This is a genomic window from Paenibacillus sp. GCM10027628 (assembly GCF_042676385.1).
GTDB lineage: Bacteria > Bacillota > Bacilli > Paenibacillales > NBRC-103111 > Paenibacillus_E.
The window spans coordinates 62,777-80,622 of the sequence record NZ_JBHTHA010000026.1 but is presented as its reverse complement, the minus strand read 5'-3'; the positions used below and the strand labels follow the sequence as shown (position 1 = coordinate 80,622).

The 17,846-nt window shown below is 46.6% G+C and carries 13 protein-coding genes; 10 read left to right on the top strand and 3 right to left on the bottom strand.

Annotation, left to right across the window (positions count from 1 at the left end):
• The first annotated feature begins 138 nt into the window (after positions 1 to 138).
• The 7 genes from ACFQZT_RS18875 to ACFQZT_RS18845 all read left to right on the top strand — a co-directional run bounded on the left by ACFQZT_RS18875 (position 139) and on the right by ACFQZT_RS18845 (position 9,227).
• Positions 139 to 2,379, top strand: coding sequence for an EAL domain-containing protein (locus ACFQZT_RS18875; RefSeq protein WP_379302398.1), 2,241 nt, complete (start codon positions 139 to 141; stop codon positions 2,377 to 2,379).
• Between the two features lie 10 nt (positions 2,380 to 2,389).
• Positions 2,390 to 4,033, top strand: a complete 1,644-nt coding sequence (locus tag ACFQZT_RS18870; protein WP_379302397.1) for a thiamine pyrophosphate-binding protein — start codon at positions 2,390 to 2,392, stop codon at positions 4,031 to 4,033.
• Between the two features lie 75 nt (positions 4,034 to 4,108).
• Positions 4,109 to 4,915: a hypothetical protein gene (locus ACFQZT_RS18865; RefSeq protein WP_379302396.1), complete on the top strand. Its 807-nt coding sequence runs from the start codon at positions 4,109 to 4,111 to the stop codon at positions 4,913 to 4,915.
• A 100-nt stretch (positions 4,916 to 5,015) separates the two neighbouring features.
• Positions 5,016 to 5,894, top strand: a complete 879-nt coding sequence (locus tag ACFQZT_RS18860; RefSeq protein WP_379302395.1) for an aldo/keto reductase — start codon at positions 5,016 to 5,018, stop codon at positions 5,892 to 5,894.
• Positions 5,895 to 6,006: 112 nt separating this feature from the next.
• Complete coding sequence (locus tag ACFQZT_RS18855; RefSeq protein WP_379302394.1) at positions 6,007 to 6,918, top strand: helix-turn-helix transcriptional regulator; 912 nt, start codon at positions 6,007 to 6,009, stop codon at positions 6,916 to 6,918.
• A gap of 73 nt (positions 6,919 to 6,991) precedes the next feature.
• A complete protein-coding gene (locus ACFQZT_RS18850) occupies positions 6,992 to 7,144 on the top strand; it encodes a hypothetical protein (RefSeq protein WP_379302393.1) in 153 nt (50 codons plus the stop codon).
• Between the two features lie 94 nt (positions 7,145 to 7,238).
• A complete protein-coding gene (locus ACFQZT_RS18845; protein ID WP_379302392.1) occupies positions 7,239 to 9,227 on the top strand; it encodes a transglycosylase domain-containing protein in 1,989 nt (662 codons plus the stop codon).
• A gap of 75 nt (positions 9,228 to 9,302) precedes the next feature.
• On the opposite strand, the gene ACFQZT_RS18840 is transcribed toward ACFQZT_RS18845, so the two are convergent.
• Both ACFQZT_RS18840 and hprK read right to left on the bottom strand, forming a co-directional pair.
• A complete protein-coding gene (locus tag ACFQZT_RS18840; protein WP_379302391.1) occupies positions 9,303 to 10,361 on the bottom strand; it encodes a hypothetical protein in 1,059 nt (352 codons plus the stop codon).
• A 71-nt stretch (positions 10,362 to 10,432) separates the two neighbouring features.
• Positions 10,433 to 11,347 (bottom strand): HPr(Ser) kinase/phosphatase, encoded by a 915-nt coding sequence (hprK, locus tag ACFQZT_RS18835; protein ID WP_379302390.1) that lies wholly within the window; start codon positions 11,345 to 11,347, stop codon positions 10,433 to 10,435.
• Between the two features lie 251 nt (positions 11,348 to 11,598).
• On the opposite strand from hprK, the gene ACFQZT_RS18830 reads away from it, so the two are divergent.
• The 3 genes from ACFQZT_RS18830 (at position 11,599) to ACFQZT_RS18820 (ending at position 14,662) form a co-directional block, all read left to right on the top strand.
• Complete coding sequence (locus tag ACFQZT_RS18830; RefSeq protein WP_379302389.1) at positions 11,599 to 12,180, top strand: DUF5317 domain-containing protein; 582 nt, start codon at positions 11,599 to 11,601, stop codon at positions 12,178 to 12,180.
• A 260-nt stretch (positions 12,181 to 12,440) separates the two neighbouring features.
• Entirely contained in the window at positions 12,441 to 14,297 is a 1,857-nt protein-coding gene (locus tag ACFQZT_RS18825; RefSeq protein WP_379302388.1) for a bifunctional diguanylate cyclase/phosphohydrolase, read from the top strand.
• 101 nt (positions 14,298 to 14,398) lie between these two features.
• Positions 14,399 to 14,662 (top strand): zinc ribbon domain-containing protein, encoded by a 264-nt coding sequence (locus tag ACFQZT_RS18820; RefSeq protein ID WP_379302387.1) that lies wholly within the window; start codon positions 14,399 to 14,401, stop codon positions 14,660 to 14,662.
• 512 nt (positions 14,663 to 15,174) lie between these two features.
• On the opposite strand, the gene ACFQZT_RS18815 is transcribed toward ACFQZT_RS18820, so the two are convergent.
• Entirely contained in the window at positions 15,175 to 17,796 is a 2,622-nt protein-coding gene (locus tag ACFQZT_RS18815) for a winged helix-turn-helix domain-containing protein (RefSeq protein ID WP_379302386.1), read from the bottom strand.
• Between the last annotated feature and the right edge of the window lie 50 nt (positions 17,797 to 17,846).

Here is a 17,846-nt window from a genome sequence, read left to right as displayed (position 1 = left end):
TACCTGTAATTGCCAAGAAATGAATTGACAAAATTTGATATTCGTTGACATAATGGGAAAGAAGAGATAGAATACCTGTTTTTCTAAATGGAATTTTATTAATTTCTGCACTCTTTCATAGTTGAGAAGGGGGATTAGATGAATAAAGAAACTTGGATCTCAGAATCAAAGTGGAGATGTGAAAAGCTAGGTATTGATCCTTACGCAATCCCCTCCTTTTCCACCTTTTTATCAGAAACCGAACTGAATCAAAAACGGGGGGATTATGAAGAGATATTGTCCGTCATCAACTTTTTCGTCCATAAATTGCTGGAACTCATGAAGGGGATTCCGCTGCTTATCATGATTTCGGACGAGAAGGGCTGTATCCTGGAGATGGCGGGAGACGAAGCGATTAAAAGTGTAGTCAACGAATCCGGAATTCAGGTCGGTCTCGTGTTCAATGAACATGAAGCAGGAACGAACAGCATTAATCTGGCTCTTGAACACAGATATGCGTTTCAACTTGTCGGAGAAGATCATTATTATCAATTTCTCACATCCTCCGCATGTTATTCGGTCCCATTCCAATATACGGATATATCCAATTTGCTCGGTACGATAACGATTATGACGACCATCGATCAGCATAATCCTTTTTTGCTGGCGATGCTCAGCACGGTCGTAGATTCTATCGAGAGAGAGTTGCTTCTGAAAAAACAAAACCGAAGATTACATATTTTGAATCAAGTGGTCATCGAGACGACTCGCAACGGTATCATTATTACGGACCGCGAGGGCGTCATAACCGAGTTTAATAAATTTGCCGAAATCATAACGGGCTCCAAGAAGCATGATGTGATTTTCAAACCGATCCGCGATATGAATACCAAACGGTTCATCAGCGAAGTTTTGCATACGGGAAAAGAATACGAAGATATGGAATTGATGCTGCCGCCCAAAGAGGGACAAGATGAGCTTGTATGCCTGTTTGACGCTTTTCCCATACACGATGAGAATATGCAGATTATGGGCGCATTCGCACAATTTCGGGATATCACGGAACGTTATCATACACAGAAGCAAATCAACTATCTGGCCTATCATGATGATCTAACTGGATTGCCGAATCGAAGATTTTTCGCGGGGCATGTCGCGGAATTGCTGAAGCATGGTGCGAACGAAAACTGTATCTTTGCGATCATGTTTCTGGATCTGGATAGTTTCAAGAAAATCAATGATACCTTAGGTCATAACAATGGGGACGTGCTGCTTAAGCTTGTAGCTGACCGTCTAAAGATATGCTGTCATGCCCCTAACCAACTGGTATCCAGAATGGGTGGGGACGAATTCACGATCGTCTTGAAGGAGATTACCCAACATATGGACGCCATTCATGTGGCGGAACAAATCATTCAAGCGTTTGAGAAACCGTTTGCTGTAGATGGATACGAGTTCTACATTACAGCCAGCATAGGAATTGCCTTCTATCCTCATGATGGCTTGAATGCTGAAACCTTGATGAAAAACGCCGACATCGCCCTCTACCGAGCCAAAGACGAAGGCAAGAACAACTACAGCATCTTCAAGCCTACCCAGAATAGCGGCGGCCTTGAACGCCTTACACTCGAAAATTCCATCCGCAAAGCCCTTCAGCTAGAGGAGTTTGTGCTATATTACCAACCTCAAATCGATATTCGAACAGGAGAAGTCATCGGTACCGAAGCGCTAGTTCGTTGGAATCACCCAACCCTCGGCCTAGTCCCTCCTGGCAAATTCATCCCGATTGCGGAAGAAACAGGGCTCATCGTTCCACTTGGGGAATGGGTACTGAGAACCGCGTGCCGACAAAATCAGATATGGAAAGATAAGGGGTTCGTACCTACCAAGGTATCGGTCAATCTTTCCTCTCGCCAATTTTCAAAGCACAATTTGGTCGACACCGTCAAAGAAATTCTGTTAGACACCCAACTGGATCCGCAATACCTGGAGCTGGAAATTACAGAGTCAATGACAATGAATGTTGAGATTGCGATTGAAGTGCTAGGGAAGCTGAAAGAATTAGGCATACAGATTTGTATCGATGATTTTGGAACAGGATATAGCAATCTCTACTATTTGAAATTGTTTTCGATTGACCGGCTGAAGATTGACCAGTCCTTCGTCCGTGACATTATGACGGATACGAATGATGCGGATATCGTGGCTACGATTATAGCCATGGCACATAAGCTCGGGATTGATGTCATCGCCGAAGGGGTCGAGACGAGGGATCAATTGGACTTTTTGCAAAGCCAGAATTGCCGCGAAGTGCAAGGTTTTTACTATCATCGGCCTTTACCTGCAGATCAAATTGAACAGTTATTCACGAAAACAACGGCCATGAAAACTAATTCGTAAAGGTGAAAAGATGAAAAAGAGAGTCTATACCATACTGGTTGAGCATTTTAAAAACTGGGGAGTCACGCATGTATTCGGTATTCCCGGCAAGTCGATTTCTCCGCTAATGCTGGAGTTGGAAAACCACGAAATTGAATACGTGCTGGGCCGTCACGAAACCGGTTGCGGGTTCGAGGCCTCCGGTTATGCGCTCGCAAAGAAAACGATGGGCATAGCCATCGGTACGTCAGGCCCTGGCGGGACGAATCTGATCACGGCGGCCGGGCAGGCCAAAGAGTTCCAATTGCCGGTGTTGTTCATTACCGGACAACCTTCAATGAAAGACACAGGCCGGGCCTTGAGCCAGGATTCCAGCCAATTCGGCACGGATCTGGTTAAAATGTTTGAACCCGTGACTCTATTCAGCGCTCGTATTGAGCGGGGTGACCTGCTTCCTCTTTATCTCAAACATGCCCTGGAAAAAGCGTACGCAGGTGAAAAAGGTCCCGTCCATCTGTGCATCCCCTTTGATGTGCTAATGGAGGAAGTGGAGTCGTTTTATCTTCCGCTGCCCGACCACATCTCTCCCGTCGTATCACGTGATATCGATAAAGCGATCGCTATGCTCGACGAGGCGAAGAAACCGGTCCTTTTCCTTGGAAAAGGCGCCGTCATGTCGGATGTATATGCCGAACTACGGACCATTGCCGAGCATTGGGGAATCCCTGTTGTTACGACGCCGGGAGGCAAAGGTGCATTTCCGACCAAGCACCCGCTTTATCTAGGTGGATATGGTCTAGGCGGTTCCAAACAAGTGACGGCTTACATGAAATCCGGTATCGATCTGATGATCGTCGTCGGAAGTAAGCTGTGCGACATGCAGCTATCCGGCTTTACGGCCGATATGGAACCCGACAAGGTGCTGCAGTTTGAGTACGACCTCACATTCGCAGGCAAAACGATCCAAGCGCCGACGCGAGTCATTCTTGGTGACATTCATTACAACCTTAGCCAATTAGTCAAAAAGAGCGGTGCCACGGCCAGACAGCACGCACCGTTAATGGCTCTTGAAGAGGCGGCGGCAACGTCGGCGCAAACGGAAACCGTTTTGACAGCGGGAACAGCCTTCAGAAGCTTGCGCGCTGCGCTTCCTAAGGAAGCTGTTCTGTTCGGAGATGCGGGCAGCCATTCGTTTCATGCCGTACAAAATTTTGAGATCATCGAGCCCGGAACGTTCTATTTTGACGAAGTGTTCATTGCCATGGGCGCAGCGATCGGTTATTCCATTGGTGCGAAAATTGCGGATCCCAGCCGACCTGTTGTATGCGTAACCGGAGACGGCTGCATCATGATGCATGGGACGGAGATTTCTACAGCCGTGAATCATGGGGCGCCAGTCATTTTCTTCGTTCTGAATAACGGGCGATTAGATATGGTCGATAAAGGAATGTCTTACAATACGGGGCGATCTGTCGGCGCTGTGTATGAACGGCCGCTGGATGTCAGTCTATTTGCTTTATCCATGGGTGCTTCAGCATATCGTTGTGAAAATGAGACGGACATCAGGAACGCTGTTCAGGCAGCCTTACAATCGAAAACGGCAACGGTCATTGAAGTTATGGTTGATCCGTTAGAAATTCCGCCTATTCTTACGAGATTGCTTAGCTTGGATTAACATTGAGGAAAACCCCATCATTCATTCGGATGGGGTTTTGTCATAGGCTATTGGATAAAAGGAGGTTAACGAAAAATGTCCAAAATTGAAGGTCAACAGGGTTCATTATGTGAACTGCAAACAACAAAATATCCTCATCAAATTATGGAGGCAATCAGAATGAGTATCGGTGTAGAACCCCATTCTACACAATTGGACTGTCGAATTAAGGATATGTCCAAGGTCGAGGTTATGGATAGATATCTTATTTCCAGTCAGAAGAAATTAAAAGGCAGTGAGATTAGGAAAGTGATAAACGATATTTATCGAATCAACTTAGATACAATTTCCGCAAATGGTGAAGGCAGCCTACTAACGACATATCCCCTTGATATCATGGAGCGTGTTAGAGAAACCCAAAATGATAACCCTGCTTCAACTGAGCTCGATCCTCAAATCATGGCAATGACAAAAGTAGAAGTTATGGATAGATACCTACATTCCTATGGCGAACAGATAACAGGATCGCAAATTAGAAATATGATTAATGGGATATTTGGTGTAAATCTAGATGGAATCGCTTCGCTGGATAAAGCCAGATTATCTATCTTTTCAAAAGGGCAATGGATATCACGTAACGATACTGACATATTTGTTCTCTACACTGGAAGGGGTGACGTAGATTTAAAAGTTTGTGCTACATTGTATTTGATTGAAAAAATAGGATCAGACCAATTTCCCAGCGAACTTCATGATTTTTTAACAGAAAAAGGGTTCTCTTATGATGAGGAAATGAAAGCTTACCATTATTCAAATCCAACGGGTCAATCAGTTTCTGACGCTTTCAAAGGACAACTGATAGGAACGCTTATAACCTATATCAAGGATCATTATGGTGAGTAACTTAACCATATGAAAGCACTTACGTATGGATCGGCCATTTGATATAATGAACGTGATTTTGGTTCGTCTTTGTAAGAATAGTGAAGGAGGCGTTTCACCCATGCTGAAAAGAACGATCGGTCGTTTGGGTTACGAGAGCTCTGTTTTAATGTTCGGGGCCGCAAGCCTAGGGAACGTCACCCAGGAAGAAGCGGATGCATCCATTACTTATGCCTTGCAGCATGGCGTTAACCATTTTGATACGGCAGCCAGTTACGGGGATGCGGAGCTGCGCATGGGACCGGCTATTAGCCGGGTGCGTAATGACATTTTCTTGGCGACAAAGACAGGGCAGCGCACCAAGAAGGAAGCGAAAGAAGAGATCTACCGCTCATTAGAGCGTATGCAGGTGGACTCGGTTGATCTTCTTCAACTTCATGCGGTGGGTTCATTGGATGAATTAGACCGCTGCACGGAAAAAGGCGGCGCTTTGGAAGCCGCAGTAGAAGCAAAAGCTGAAGGGATTGTTAAAGAAATCGGCATTACAGGCCATGGACATCAGGCGCCGGTCGTTCATCTGGAAGCACTTCGCCGGTTTCCGTTTGCCACTGTGCTGCTACCTCTCAACTATTACATGTACAGTCTGCCTGAGTACCGTGAGGCATTCGATGCTTTGATGGAAGAGGCTAATCGGCAATCGGCCGCCGTACGCGTAATCAAAGCCATTGCGAAAGCCCCGTGGACAGAAGGGCAGAGCCGGCCTTACGCAACTTGGTATGAGCCCTTCGACCAGCAGGAAGTCATTGATGCCTGTGTGCATTTTGTACTATCCTTCCCCGGGGTCAGCGGTTTTGCCAGCGCGGGAGACATTCATTTGTTCCCCAAAATCGTCGATGCCGTTCAGCGTTATGGTTCGATGAGCGACGAAGAAGCGGCACGCATCCTGAGCTCCATTAGCGGGTATACAACTATTTTCGATGCACCGACATCGATTGCATAAATAAAAAACGTGTCTGATCCATTTTCGGATTTGACGCGTTTTTTTTGTGCTATAATGAACGTATGTTCGTGAAATGAATGAAATTCATATATCTTAATGAATGGTGATCATTATGAAACTAGAACGGCTAATCTCCATTACATACGCGTTGTTAAATCACGAGGTTTTGTCGGCATCGGAGCTTGCAGAGAAGTATCAGGTTTCGCAAAGGACGATATACCGCGATATTGAGGCTATATGTGCGGCTGGCATCCCTGTCGTATCTTATCAAGGCGTCAATGGCGGTTATGGCATCATCAAAGAATACAAGATGGATAAAAGCTTGCTCGGTTCTAACGATATTGAATCGTTAATCACTTTGCTTCACAGTACGGCTACCGTGTTCAAAGATGACAAAACGACAGAAACGATTCACAGGCTTCAAACGATTCAACGCGATACCCATTCGCAGAGCTTGACCATGGACTTAGGCAGTTGGCGGGCCAATAACGATGATTTGTATACGCTTCGGTCAGCGATCAGCACACGAAATGTCGTAAGATTCGGTTACATGAATGGCAAGGATGAAAGAAGTCTTCGAACGGTTGAGCCGGTCAGCTTGCTGTTTAAGTATTACGCCTGGTTCTTGCACGGGTATTGCAGATCACGTCAAGACTACCGGATGTTTAAGCTTTCGAGAATGACGGAGTTGGTTGCTCTGCCGGAAATCTTTCATCGGAATCACACGACGCCTCCGGGTGAGCTTTCTGTAGAAAACAATCAGCAAGAAAAAATGGAAGATGCTGTACTGCACTTTGCCGGCGGCTCCTTCGCACGGGCGCTTGATTACTTTTATGCCGAAGATAAAAGGTACAATGAGGACGGGAGCCTGACGATAAGGGTCATCAACCCTTCGGATGTGGATTGGTTAGTAGCATCAGTTCTAAGCTTTGGAGAAGATGTGGAGGTACTGGAGCCGCTCACGCTTAGGAAGCTTGTTCAAACTAAAATAGCAAAAATGTTAAAACGTTACGAAGAAGTATGACACGCAGCTGTCATACTTTTTTTCATACAATGAGGTCAAACAAACACCTTGTATGAAAAAGGAGTGCATAACAATGCCAAATCATCCTTATTTTCTCGAAGGAAAAATAGCACAACACAATCAACAACTTAAAGAAATTGACCGCGATGCCTGGGAATGGACCCGGTCCTTTGCAAGAAAACCTCGAATCTCCCTGTGGGGTTTATTAGGATTGATTGGTCTCTAAGCCCGAAATAATTTGCTTTAACTACCATCTTCCTAAGCGTCGCTTACAGCTAACACGCTGCGAATATGTATAAGCGATAAAGGAGAGAGGTACGATGAGCAAGAGGTTTTGGAAGAATCGCAAATTATGGACGATTTTAATTGGAGTGGTCTTAGCTGGGACCGGCGCTTTAAGTTTGGCAGGGTTCATATACATCCGGGGGCTCGACGTGTCCAAACTGAATCAACCGCTTCCCGAGGCAACGCTCGTGTTGGATAAATTCGGCAAACCGGCATCGCAATTGTCCGCATCGAAGGTAGACCCCGTACAGCTGTCGCAAATGCCCAAAGCATTGACGGATGCTGTCGTGGCGGTAGAAGATCGAAGATTTTTTGAGCACTCGGGTATCGATGTGAAGTCCATTCTCCGAGCAGTGATGCGCGATGTCGTCCGTGGCGGTTACTCGGAGGGTGCCAGTACAATCACGCAGCAGTTGGCGCGCAACCTGTTCTTAAATGCGGACAAAACGATAGGGCGTAAACTGAAGGAAGCGGCATACGCGATTAAAATCGATATGACTTTCAGCAAAAATGAAATCCTGGAGATGTATTTGAACAGCATCTATTTCGGAGAGGGGAGTTGGGGCGTACAGGGGGCCGCTAAAACGTATTTTAACAAAAACGTTCAGGATTTAACCTTGCAGGAGGCCGCGGTTCTAGCAGCACTGCCTAAGGCTCCAAGCAAGTATTCGCCATTCCAGGACGAGGCTCAGGCGCTCGAGAGGAGAAATACCGTCCTTTTGCTCATGCGCGATGAAGGGAAGATCACGCAGCAGGCGTACGATACGGCGAAGGCCGCCCCGCTTGGCGTCGTAAAAGTCGGCAAGGAAGATGACTTGAAGGGGCGCTATCCGGGGTATGTCGACGCGGTGATACGAGAGGCCGTTAATGTATATGGCTTTACGGAGGAGCAGCTGCTAACGGGCGGGCTGCGGATTACGACGGAGCTGGATCCTTCGGTTCAGCAGGCCGTCACCGATGTTTACAACGATGATCAGTTGTTTCCGGAGAGTAAGCCTGATCAGCTTATTCAGAGCGGTGCGGTTATTCTGGACCAGCAAACGGGCGGCATTCGTGCGCTTGCCGGAGGACGCGGCGACGGGGTCTTTCGCGGGTTTAGCCGTGCTACGCAGCTCAGAAGGCAGCCCGGTTCCACGTTCAAACCGCTTGTTGTCTACGGACCGGCACTCGAAAAAGGTTATACCCCTTATTCGGTTCTCTACGATGGTCCGCTCAATATCGACGGCTACCAGCCAGCGGATTGGGATCATCAATCACGAGGGCAGGTGACGATGCAGGAGGCGATTACTTCTTCATGGAACGTTCCAGCTGTCTGGCTGCTTCATGAGATGGGTATCGACAGTGGTCTCAAATTCGTCCAATCCTTAGGGATTACACTGCCGGCTAAGGATCGACAGCTGGGTATTGCGCTCGGGGGGCTCTCGGAGGGCGTATCGCCTCTCCAGATGGCGCAAGCGTTCAGCACCTTTGCCGCCAAAGGAATCTTGCATCAAGCACATACCATTACGAAGATCGAGACTGGCGACGGTCATGTACTAATTCAAGCTAGCACGAAGGGTGTGCAAGTCATGAAGCCGGAGACGGCTTATACCATGACGGGTATGCTGCAGCAGGTAGTAGCGGGCGGGACGGGTAAAAATGCGGCGATGAACCGCCCGGTGGCAGGCAAATCCGGGACTACACAATTGCCCGGAACGGATGAATTCAAAGGGCTCGGCACCAGCAGCGCCAAAGATGCTTGGTTCGTAGGCTATACGCCGGAGCTTACGGCTGCGGTATGGGTGGGTTACGATCGGACGGATCGCACCCACTATCTGACCACATCCGGCGGTGCAGTGCCGGCGGTGCTGTTCAGGGAAATGATGACTCGTGCGTTGGCACAGGCGCCTGTCGTTGCTTTTGACATGCCGAACATACAAGCGGCTCCGGCATCGGCTGATTTTGACGCTTCTTCCATTTTAGAACAGGCGCAGAATGAGAAAAAAGGCAATGAGCACGGGCATGGCAAAGGCAAGAAAAAATGAGCCCAGGCGAGAAGTGAAAAAAGAGGTAGAGCAGGATGTTTCTGCTCTACCTCTTTTCGGTTTTCACGATCGTTATTAATCATCATGTTTATTGCCATGCTGCTTCTCGTTCTTTTTATGGTTATCCTGTTTCTCTGCTTTTTTATCATGGTTGCCGTTGTTGTTATTACTGTTGTTATTGTTATTGTTATTGTTATTGTTGTTGTTGTTGTTGTTGTTGTTGTTGTTGTTGTTGAAGTTATTGCTATGCTCATTCTTCTGGGAATCGCCCTGATCATTATCTTCTTCTTTGCCATTGCCCTTCTCATCATCATCTTGCTTCTGCAAGGAGGATGCTTGCTTCCAGTTGGATTTCATTTGGATATTCAGCTTACTGGCATCGAGTCCATAATGATCGGCAAGCTCAGCAAGGATCTGCTGTTCTGCGTTTGAAGATTTCAGGTCGACTGTGGCAAGAAGCATCTGAATCCAAGCAGCGGCCTCATTGCCTTTTAAATGGACCATTCCGGAGCCCTCAGGCTTAATGTTAAGGTCGTATGACTGACTGCCATTGCCGCCGGGAGCTTGTTGAATATGCAGCTTGAAATGCTTGCCATCGATTTTCAGGTCAAAGCCGTCCAAACCGGGATACACCTCATTCACTTGCGGTGCTGGCACTTGAGATGGGGTGCTCGTTGCCGGTGCGGATGCGGTCGGTACTTTCGGCAAAGCCCCTGTTGAGACTTCATTTCCACCGGAAGCTGCAGGTGAAGACGTCGGTGTCGGCGTCGGTGACGCTTGGACAGGCGGTTTCGGTTCAGCAACCGCAGCGCCTTCTGATGCAGCTTTGACATAAGCGGCTTGCTGCTTGTTGTTCAGGATCAATTCAATTTTATCGCCTGTTTTCAGGTCGGACAATTGCGCTTTTTGTTCGTTGCGATATACCCATACCGATTTGGCTAACGTAATGGTTTGATCACCGCTGTCCGTTGTCACAGTCACCTTCGTATTGGTGGAATCAACGGATTTGAATGTCCCCTCAATGGCCGTGGAGACCTGGGCGCTGGATGACGTTGAAGCATAGGCCGTCCAACCCCCGAACAGCAACAACCCAATCGTGATCGCAAGTATTGTGATTCGTAATTTTTGATTCATGATGAAACACCTCCACCAACAACTTTCGATAGCGGGAGGGGTTTTAAGGCGGTATGAAGACAAATCGGGGGCTAATCCGTCCCGCTCTGCAAACGCTGCATGAATTCCTCAGCAGCGCTGTAACCCTGCTGGCGCAAATACCAACTGTTGGCTGCGGCCTCAACAAGCCCGGCCACATCCCGTCCTGGCTGCAGCTGGATTTCGATGTGAGGAATCCGAATATCCATGTATTCCGTGAACTTAGGTTCCAGTTCCAAATCGTTATTGAGCGCATCTTCCTGCCACTTGGTCAGCTCGATATCCAGCACGATGCGCGTCTCTTCCTGGAATGCTTTTCTTCCATACAGACGCGATACATTAATGAGTCCGATGCTGCGCAGTGCCAGAAATTCCTTTGTCTTCCCGTTATGTGTGCCGAGAATCGTCTCCGGGCTGATTTTCTTGAGCACGACGATATCGTCAGCAACGAGCCGATGCCCTCGACGAATTAATGTGTGGGCAGTTTCGCTTTTGCCGACGCCGGATTTGCCCCGAAGCAGAATGCCGATCCCTGACACATTGACGCAGACACCGTGAACAGCGATCTCTGGAGCGAGCGATTTGCTCAAATAAATATCGACCAGCTCCTGAAACTTTGTCGTCGGGGCAGGCGTGCGCAGGAGCGGGATTTTCTCCTCCTCGCAGTATTTCTTTAAATATTTCAGGCCCTCCTGGTTTCGCGTTACGACAAAACAAGGCGGGTGGTATTTGACAATGTTGCCGATGTGCAGATTCCTTTCGTGCTCAGTCAGTTTATGCAGGTAAGTAATTTCTTTACTGCCAAGCAGCTGAACGTGCTCTTGCGGAAAATATTCAAAAAAACCGACAAATTCCAAGCCGGGGCGATGCGCTCTAGTTTTGGTAATGGTGCGGTGTAATTCCGAATGTCCAGCGAGCACTTCGAGCGAGAAGCGATCCACTAAATCTTTGACTGTGACAGGCTTCACCCATTGTTCCTCCTTGATCAAACATGATTCATAGATTCGCTAAAAGATAGCACAAATCCTCCCTGAAAGCGCTTAAAGTTTGTGAAGTTTCAGTCTTCCTGTCGTCACATGATGGATGCTATAACATATTGGTATAAATAGGTGAAAAATGTTGACGTCTGCTAGGGGAAGTCTTATAATTTTAATAAAGTAAATTACAAATGTTGGAAGAAAATTCGTAGAATTAAGAACCCAATAAAGGAGTTCAGTTGATGGTTTTTGATGGGATATTAATAGGTTTAATCGTCGGTTTCATTCGTGCCGGTTTGAAAAACGGACTCCATGCGTTGTCTGAAGTTCGCATTCGAGGCGGATTGATATTTCCACTCCTGTTTATCGTTCAATTGCTTTTAATTTATTTACAAGATCATAGCCACTTTCTAGCGCAAAATAACGGATATTTGTTTATGGTTGTCTATTTACTCGGCCTATATCTGATTTGGCTGAATCGTCATGAGAAAGGCTTCTGGTTCATCTTCGCCGGTGTCGCCCTGAATACGCTCGTCATGTTGGTTAATGGCGGTCGAATGCCAGTTTCTGAGGAAGCGGCGTCCGTACTGGACCCTATCTATATCAAAATGCTTAAAGAGGATCCTGTCGTATATAAACATATCCTCATGACGGAATCGACCCGTCTTCCTTTTCTCGGAGACATCATCTCCTTGTCATCCCCCTATCCAAGAAGGCAGGCTATCAGCATCGGGGATGTCATTATGAATTTCGGTATTTTCATTTATCTACAAAAAGTGATGCTCGTACACAAAGTACAAGCTGCACTTGTAGAAATAAAGTAAACTTACATACCAAAATAGTTATGAAAGGAGAGGGTCTTGATGAAAAAATTACTAGAAATGAAATACAGCCGTGTCATAATTAACGCGATTATTGTTGCTTCTGTAATTATCTCTCTTTCTTCCGGGTTCAGAATTGGTGCGCCATAAGATAAAATGTTAAAGTCCATCTATACTTGTGTTAATATTAAGGGAAACAGGAAATTTTCTGTTTCCCTTAAATTCTTTTCACAGCTAATAGCGAGGAAAGGTCGTATGCATTCATGGAGGCCGCACGAAAAATTATTACCCGTCTATATCAACCTAGTAACTGCTATGCACTATTAGTAATCTTAACAGGTGCATTCGTATTTGTAGCGAGCTTTAAATTGTCTCTGCCTGCATTTACACTAAATGATTGGGTCATGATTTACTCGTTGGTTGCAGCAGTTCTCATCCTTCATTATTTTATTTTTCAATTGCCCCCGGAAGGGAACTATCAATCGATGGACTCTTCGGTTTTTCTCGCTACGATATTTGTTTTCGGTACGGGCTTTGCTTTAACCGTTCTGCTGCTCAGTGAGTTGATCGTTATGCTTTTCGATCGAAGAACGAAATGGTGGCAACATCTTGTCAATTTCTCCATCTATACGCTAATGATTTCCGGGGCTAGTCTTGTCTATTACTTTTTTGGGGGAGAGCTAGGGCAGTTCGATTCCAATCATTTATATGCTTATTTGTTTGCATTAATGGCATATTTTTGTACGAATGTTGTTTTAATCGGCATTTATTTCTTTCTTTTACATAAAGGTAAACTGTTTGATATTATATGGGACTTTTTTAAAGATGCACTTTTTGCTTACTTAAGTACACTTTTGCTTTCTATAGTTTTGGTTGTGTTAGTTACAAATAATCGATATTTCGGATTATTCTTATTCCTGGCAATCGCCAGTCTGCTCTCACATGCTTTTAGACGTTTATTTCTGATGTATAATGAATTAAGCGAAAAGGCGAATAAAGATCATCGTACGGGGCTTTTCAGCCACAGCTACTTTGAAGAAAAATTAGAGCAAGCTATTCGTGAATATCGCGAGCAAGATCGTCCTTTCTCGTTAGCACTGCTGGATTTGGACGATTTTAGAAAATATAATGACGCTTTCGGTCACCCGCAAGGCGACAAGCTCTTAAGTTTTTTCGGCAAACTCATCAAGGTGGAGTGTGAATCCAGGCAGCTCCTGGCCGCACGATATGGCGGGGAAGAGTTTGCCATCATTATGCCTGAGTATTCGAAGGCAAAGGCGTTCGCCTATCTGAATGAACTTAGAAAGAAAATCAACGATACCCCATTCGATGGCGTAGAAGTATTTCCTCATGGCTGTATTTCGTTCTCTGCCGGCATTTATGAAGTGAGCAGAGATAATTATTATAAATCGCAGCTTGTCGATTTGGCTGACCGAGCCTTATCCATGGCTAAAGAAAAAGGGAAGAATACGGTGCTGATCTACGGCGAGCAAAGCCAACTGCCGCAAAGCATCGAGCAGGAAATCCATGATTTGGAGCAGCAGTTGAAAATTTTTCTATCCAAGGACGTTTATACGTTTAAGCATTCCAAGCGGGTTTACTCGTATGCAGTCGATATGGCTGAGGTGCTTGAACTGAGTGATGATGATCGTCGATTGTTGATCCTGGGTGCTTTGATTCATGATATTGGGAAGCTGGAGATCCCAAGGGACGTACTCAACAAGAAGTCGAAACTTACGGCGGACGAATGGGAAATGGTCAAGAAGCACGTGCTGTGGGGCAAAGAAATCGTTTTGGCAACCGGTAAATACAAGGATCTCGTGCCTCTGGTTGAATTGCACCATGAACGCTACGACGGGACCGGTTACCCGTATGGTTTGAAGAATGAAGAAATTCCTAAGCTTGCAAGATTGTTGTGCATCATAGATTCCTTCGATGCCATGACAACGGAGCGCCCTTATCAAGTTACGAAGACAATAGAGGAAGCGATTGAGGAGTTACAACGTTTTGCGGGAAAACAATTCGATCCCGAGCTTGTCGTCCCCTTCATTCAGTACATCCAAACCAAGATGACCACTGGCTTAACGCTTGATCTGAGAGGATCTGAAGAAGCGATCTAAGTGGGCTTAACTCCCTGATTGGGGAGTTTTTTTTGTTGCATAATCATGTGACGTTGGTATGATGAAAGTAGAATAAGCATGTTCGAAAGGGGTCAATATGAATGGAAGTTGCCTATAAAAACTGCCAAAGCTGCGGAATGCCGCTTACGCGTGACGAAAATGGCGGCGGTACGGAGAAGAACGGAGCCAAAAGCAAGGTGTACTGCAGTCATTGTTACCAGAACGGTGAGTTTACACTGCCGGATCTGACAGCGGAGCAAATGAAAGAACGAGTCAAGCAAAAGCTCGTAGAGTTCGGCTTCCCACGTTTTCTCACCGGACTTTTTACTAGAAATATACACAAATTAGAGCGCTGGTCCAAATGAATGATTCTATGGTCAATCATGCTAGAGAAGAATGACAGTTACCCAGGTACAGTCGTGCAGCCGCAAGCGTTCAAAAAGCATTCGCTGCAGATAGATGACCGATGCTATTATTCGTTAATAAAGACGCTCGAGTAGAGAAGAATGAAATGCCTAAACAGTCGGTAATGCCCTATATTCTACAGTTCCCCCTTTCCTGTCGTGGAAAGAACCAAGGACGCTAATTAGAGAACATTTTGACGCAATTGGTGGGTAAATGACCACCAATCAGGCTTCGAACGAATAAAAGTCCATAATTAGCGAAGATTGTTCGCTGTTTATGGACTTTTGTTCTTTCGAGCCCCGAAATGGCTATTTCTCCGAAATTTAGCGTCAAACTGGTTCGCTAATAGCGACCCTTGTTCTTTATCAAGCGAGTGACCCGAAGGTTACCCTCTCATTTCTTTGAAAGTAGCCGATGGTTGCAAGATGTGCAATCGAATCTGCAGAAGAGCAAGCCAAAAGGGTCGGTTTTCTTAACCAAAAATAGCGAGATCTTGTGCTGCGATCAAAGCTTGGGTGCGTGATGAGACGCCGAGCTTCGCATAGACCCGGGATAAATAGACTTTTACCGTTCCTTCGGATAATGATAGCTTATCTGCGATCTCGCGATTCGTTGCACCTTGCCGTATTAAATTGAGTACGCTGATTTCGCTTCTGCTCAAAGGCTCGATAAGTACGGATGAAGCTGAAGGCTGAGGCTTGGAAGCGTCGCTCACAACACCTGCTCCAGCCAGTAATCCTAATAGCGTCTGAACATAAGTTTCGGACACGGTTTCACCTTTCAGTTCCTCGCTATGTCTCAGCTTGCCATACATCTCTAAAAGCTCAGCCATCGCCTCTCCCTCATCCACAAAGCTGCGGATATATCCGTTCCTCTCTCCGATCTGGAGAGCTTCGTGCAGATGATGCAGGGCAGCCTTGCGCTGTCCGCGCTGCATTTCCATACGCGCTTGGAGTATCGCAATTTCGGCCATGCTCGAAAGCAAAGATTCTCTCGCCGCTTGCGGTTTCATCGCCTGTAGCAGGCGGAGAGCTTCGCTTTCCTTCCGACTCGCACCCAGCAATCTAACGAAGGTCAAATATGCATATTCTTTGTTGAATGTAGGTCTATCTTTTGAGGATAGCTTTAAATATGCGGCAGCTTTCTTTGCTTGCGCCAGTTGTCCGGCAGAAAGCCAGATCTGAATTTGAAAGGCTCTTAGCGCCTCAAGCCAATGAAATTCCGAAAGCTTCACAACCGTATCGATGGCTTCTTGAATCAGATGCTGAGCCCAATCTGTATCTCCCTTCGCGAGATGAATGCGTGCTTCCGTAATATGGTGAGGCACAAATAAGCCTGGTGTTTGCCTAAACTGCGGCGCACGTTCAATGACCCGAAGCAAATCGTAGCTTTCATCCAAACGGTTCCATTCATAATAACCCTCGCAAAGAGACTGCTTCAGATACAAGTTAATCAAAGAGTTATGCCAACCGTGTGCTTCGAGAACTGCGGCGAATTGCTTACCGATTGTTTCCGTATCGCTGGACAGCACGCCTTTCAATCCAAAGGCAGTTCGCCGGACCAGCGGTTCGGAACTGTTATAGTTAAAGTTATAAAACAAAGTGTTCTCCGGCATCATATCGGCCATTTCTATGCCGGCTGCAAACCGGAACCATTGTTCGAAGTTTCCGCTGGCGAATACCAGATTCGAGCGAACGAACAGTATGCCACTCTGAAGTTCGTTACGACGTTGAGGCTGTTCCACAGACTCGCATTCGCGTTCTACGCTTTCCAGTTCTATTTCTGCGCGAGGCAGTTGACCGGTTACGATCAAAATGAAAGCATAAATTAATGACATTTCAGGTGACAGCTTGTGAGTCGTTTGTGTCGTTGGCATGCTTTCGAACCAGCGAAGCAGCGTGGAGAACTCGCCTCTTTGCAGGACGGCCATCAGATGCTCTTCGAGCAGGCTTTGCATCAATGAAAAGTCCTGAGCCGCAATCGCGTGATCAATAGCCTCATCCTTAAACCCTCGTGCCGCAAAGCTAAGGCTTGCCCGACGATGGGCTTCTAACCAAAAAGGGTAATTCTGTCTTTTTAACAGACTGCGCAAAAACTGGGAAAAAACATGATGATAACGAAACCATACATTCTGCTCATCCAGGGGAATGTGGAACAAATTGAGCATCCGGAGAGCTTCCAGCATCTTTAAGCTGTCCGTGCGTCCGGTAACGGCATCGCAGACGCTGACATCCATACGGTCCAAAACGGACGTTGTGAGCACGAAGTCATAGATTTCATGAGGGAGCTTAGAGACGACTTCCTGCAAAAGGTAGTCCGCAATTTTGCGAGAGTCCCCTTGGAATCCCTCAATAAATTGATCATAGTTGGCCTCGGTTCGCAAAGAGATGGAGGCCAGTTGAAGCGCCGTAACCCAGCCTTCCGTCCGTTGCACTAATTTCTCTATATGGGAAGGGGAAAGAGGTAGCTTGGCTACTTCCCGGTAGAAGGCTTCCGTTTCCGTTAGGGTGAATTGGAGCTTCACAGCGTCGAGTTGCGTATGTTCGCTTCTAGCGACCCATTTCGCCGTTGAGAAAGGCAGTTCCATGCGGCTTGCAATAAGTATATGAGCAGAGTCAGGCAAGTACTCGATCAGATAGCTGACGCTATCGTGAATGCGCGGATCCGTGATGGTATGGTAATCGTCAAGGATGATCGCAATGGGTTTACCATATGCAAACAGCTCGTTGATCAGCGCATCAAGGAAAGTCGGCGTAGATAAGTTTGGAAGTGCTTGTGCGAGCGTTCGAAGCGGTGTATCTGCCGGCGGGACAAATTTAGCCGCCAATGCATGGACAACATAACGCCAAAAACGCATCGGATCATCGTCCATAACATCCAAAGAAACCCAGGCGCAGGGGGCGTCTACAGCTTGTTCCCACTGGCTCAACAGCGTCGATTTACCGAATCCGGCCGGCGCGCAAACTGTCGTTAATCGTCCTTTCATGCCTTCCATCATCATTCTTATTAAACGCTCTCGGTTAACCAAGTTTTCTTTTGTACCGGGAGCGTGCATTTTCGTTTGCAGTAAGTGCAGATCCGAGCGTTGAAACATGAACGATCCTCCCATTATTCGACAACATGTATACTTACAGTATATCGTGT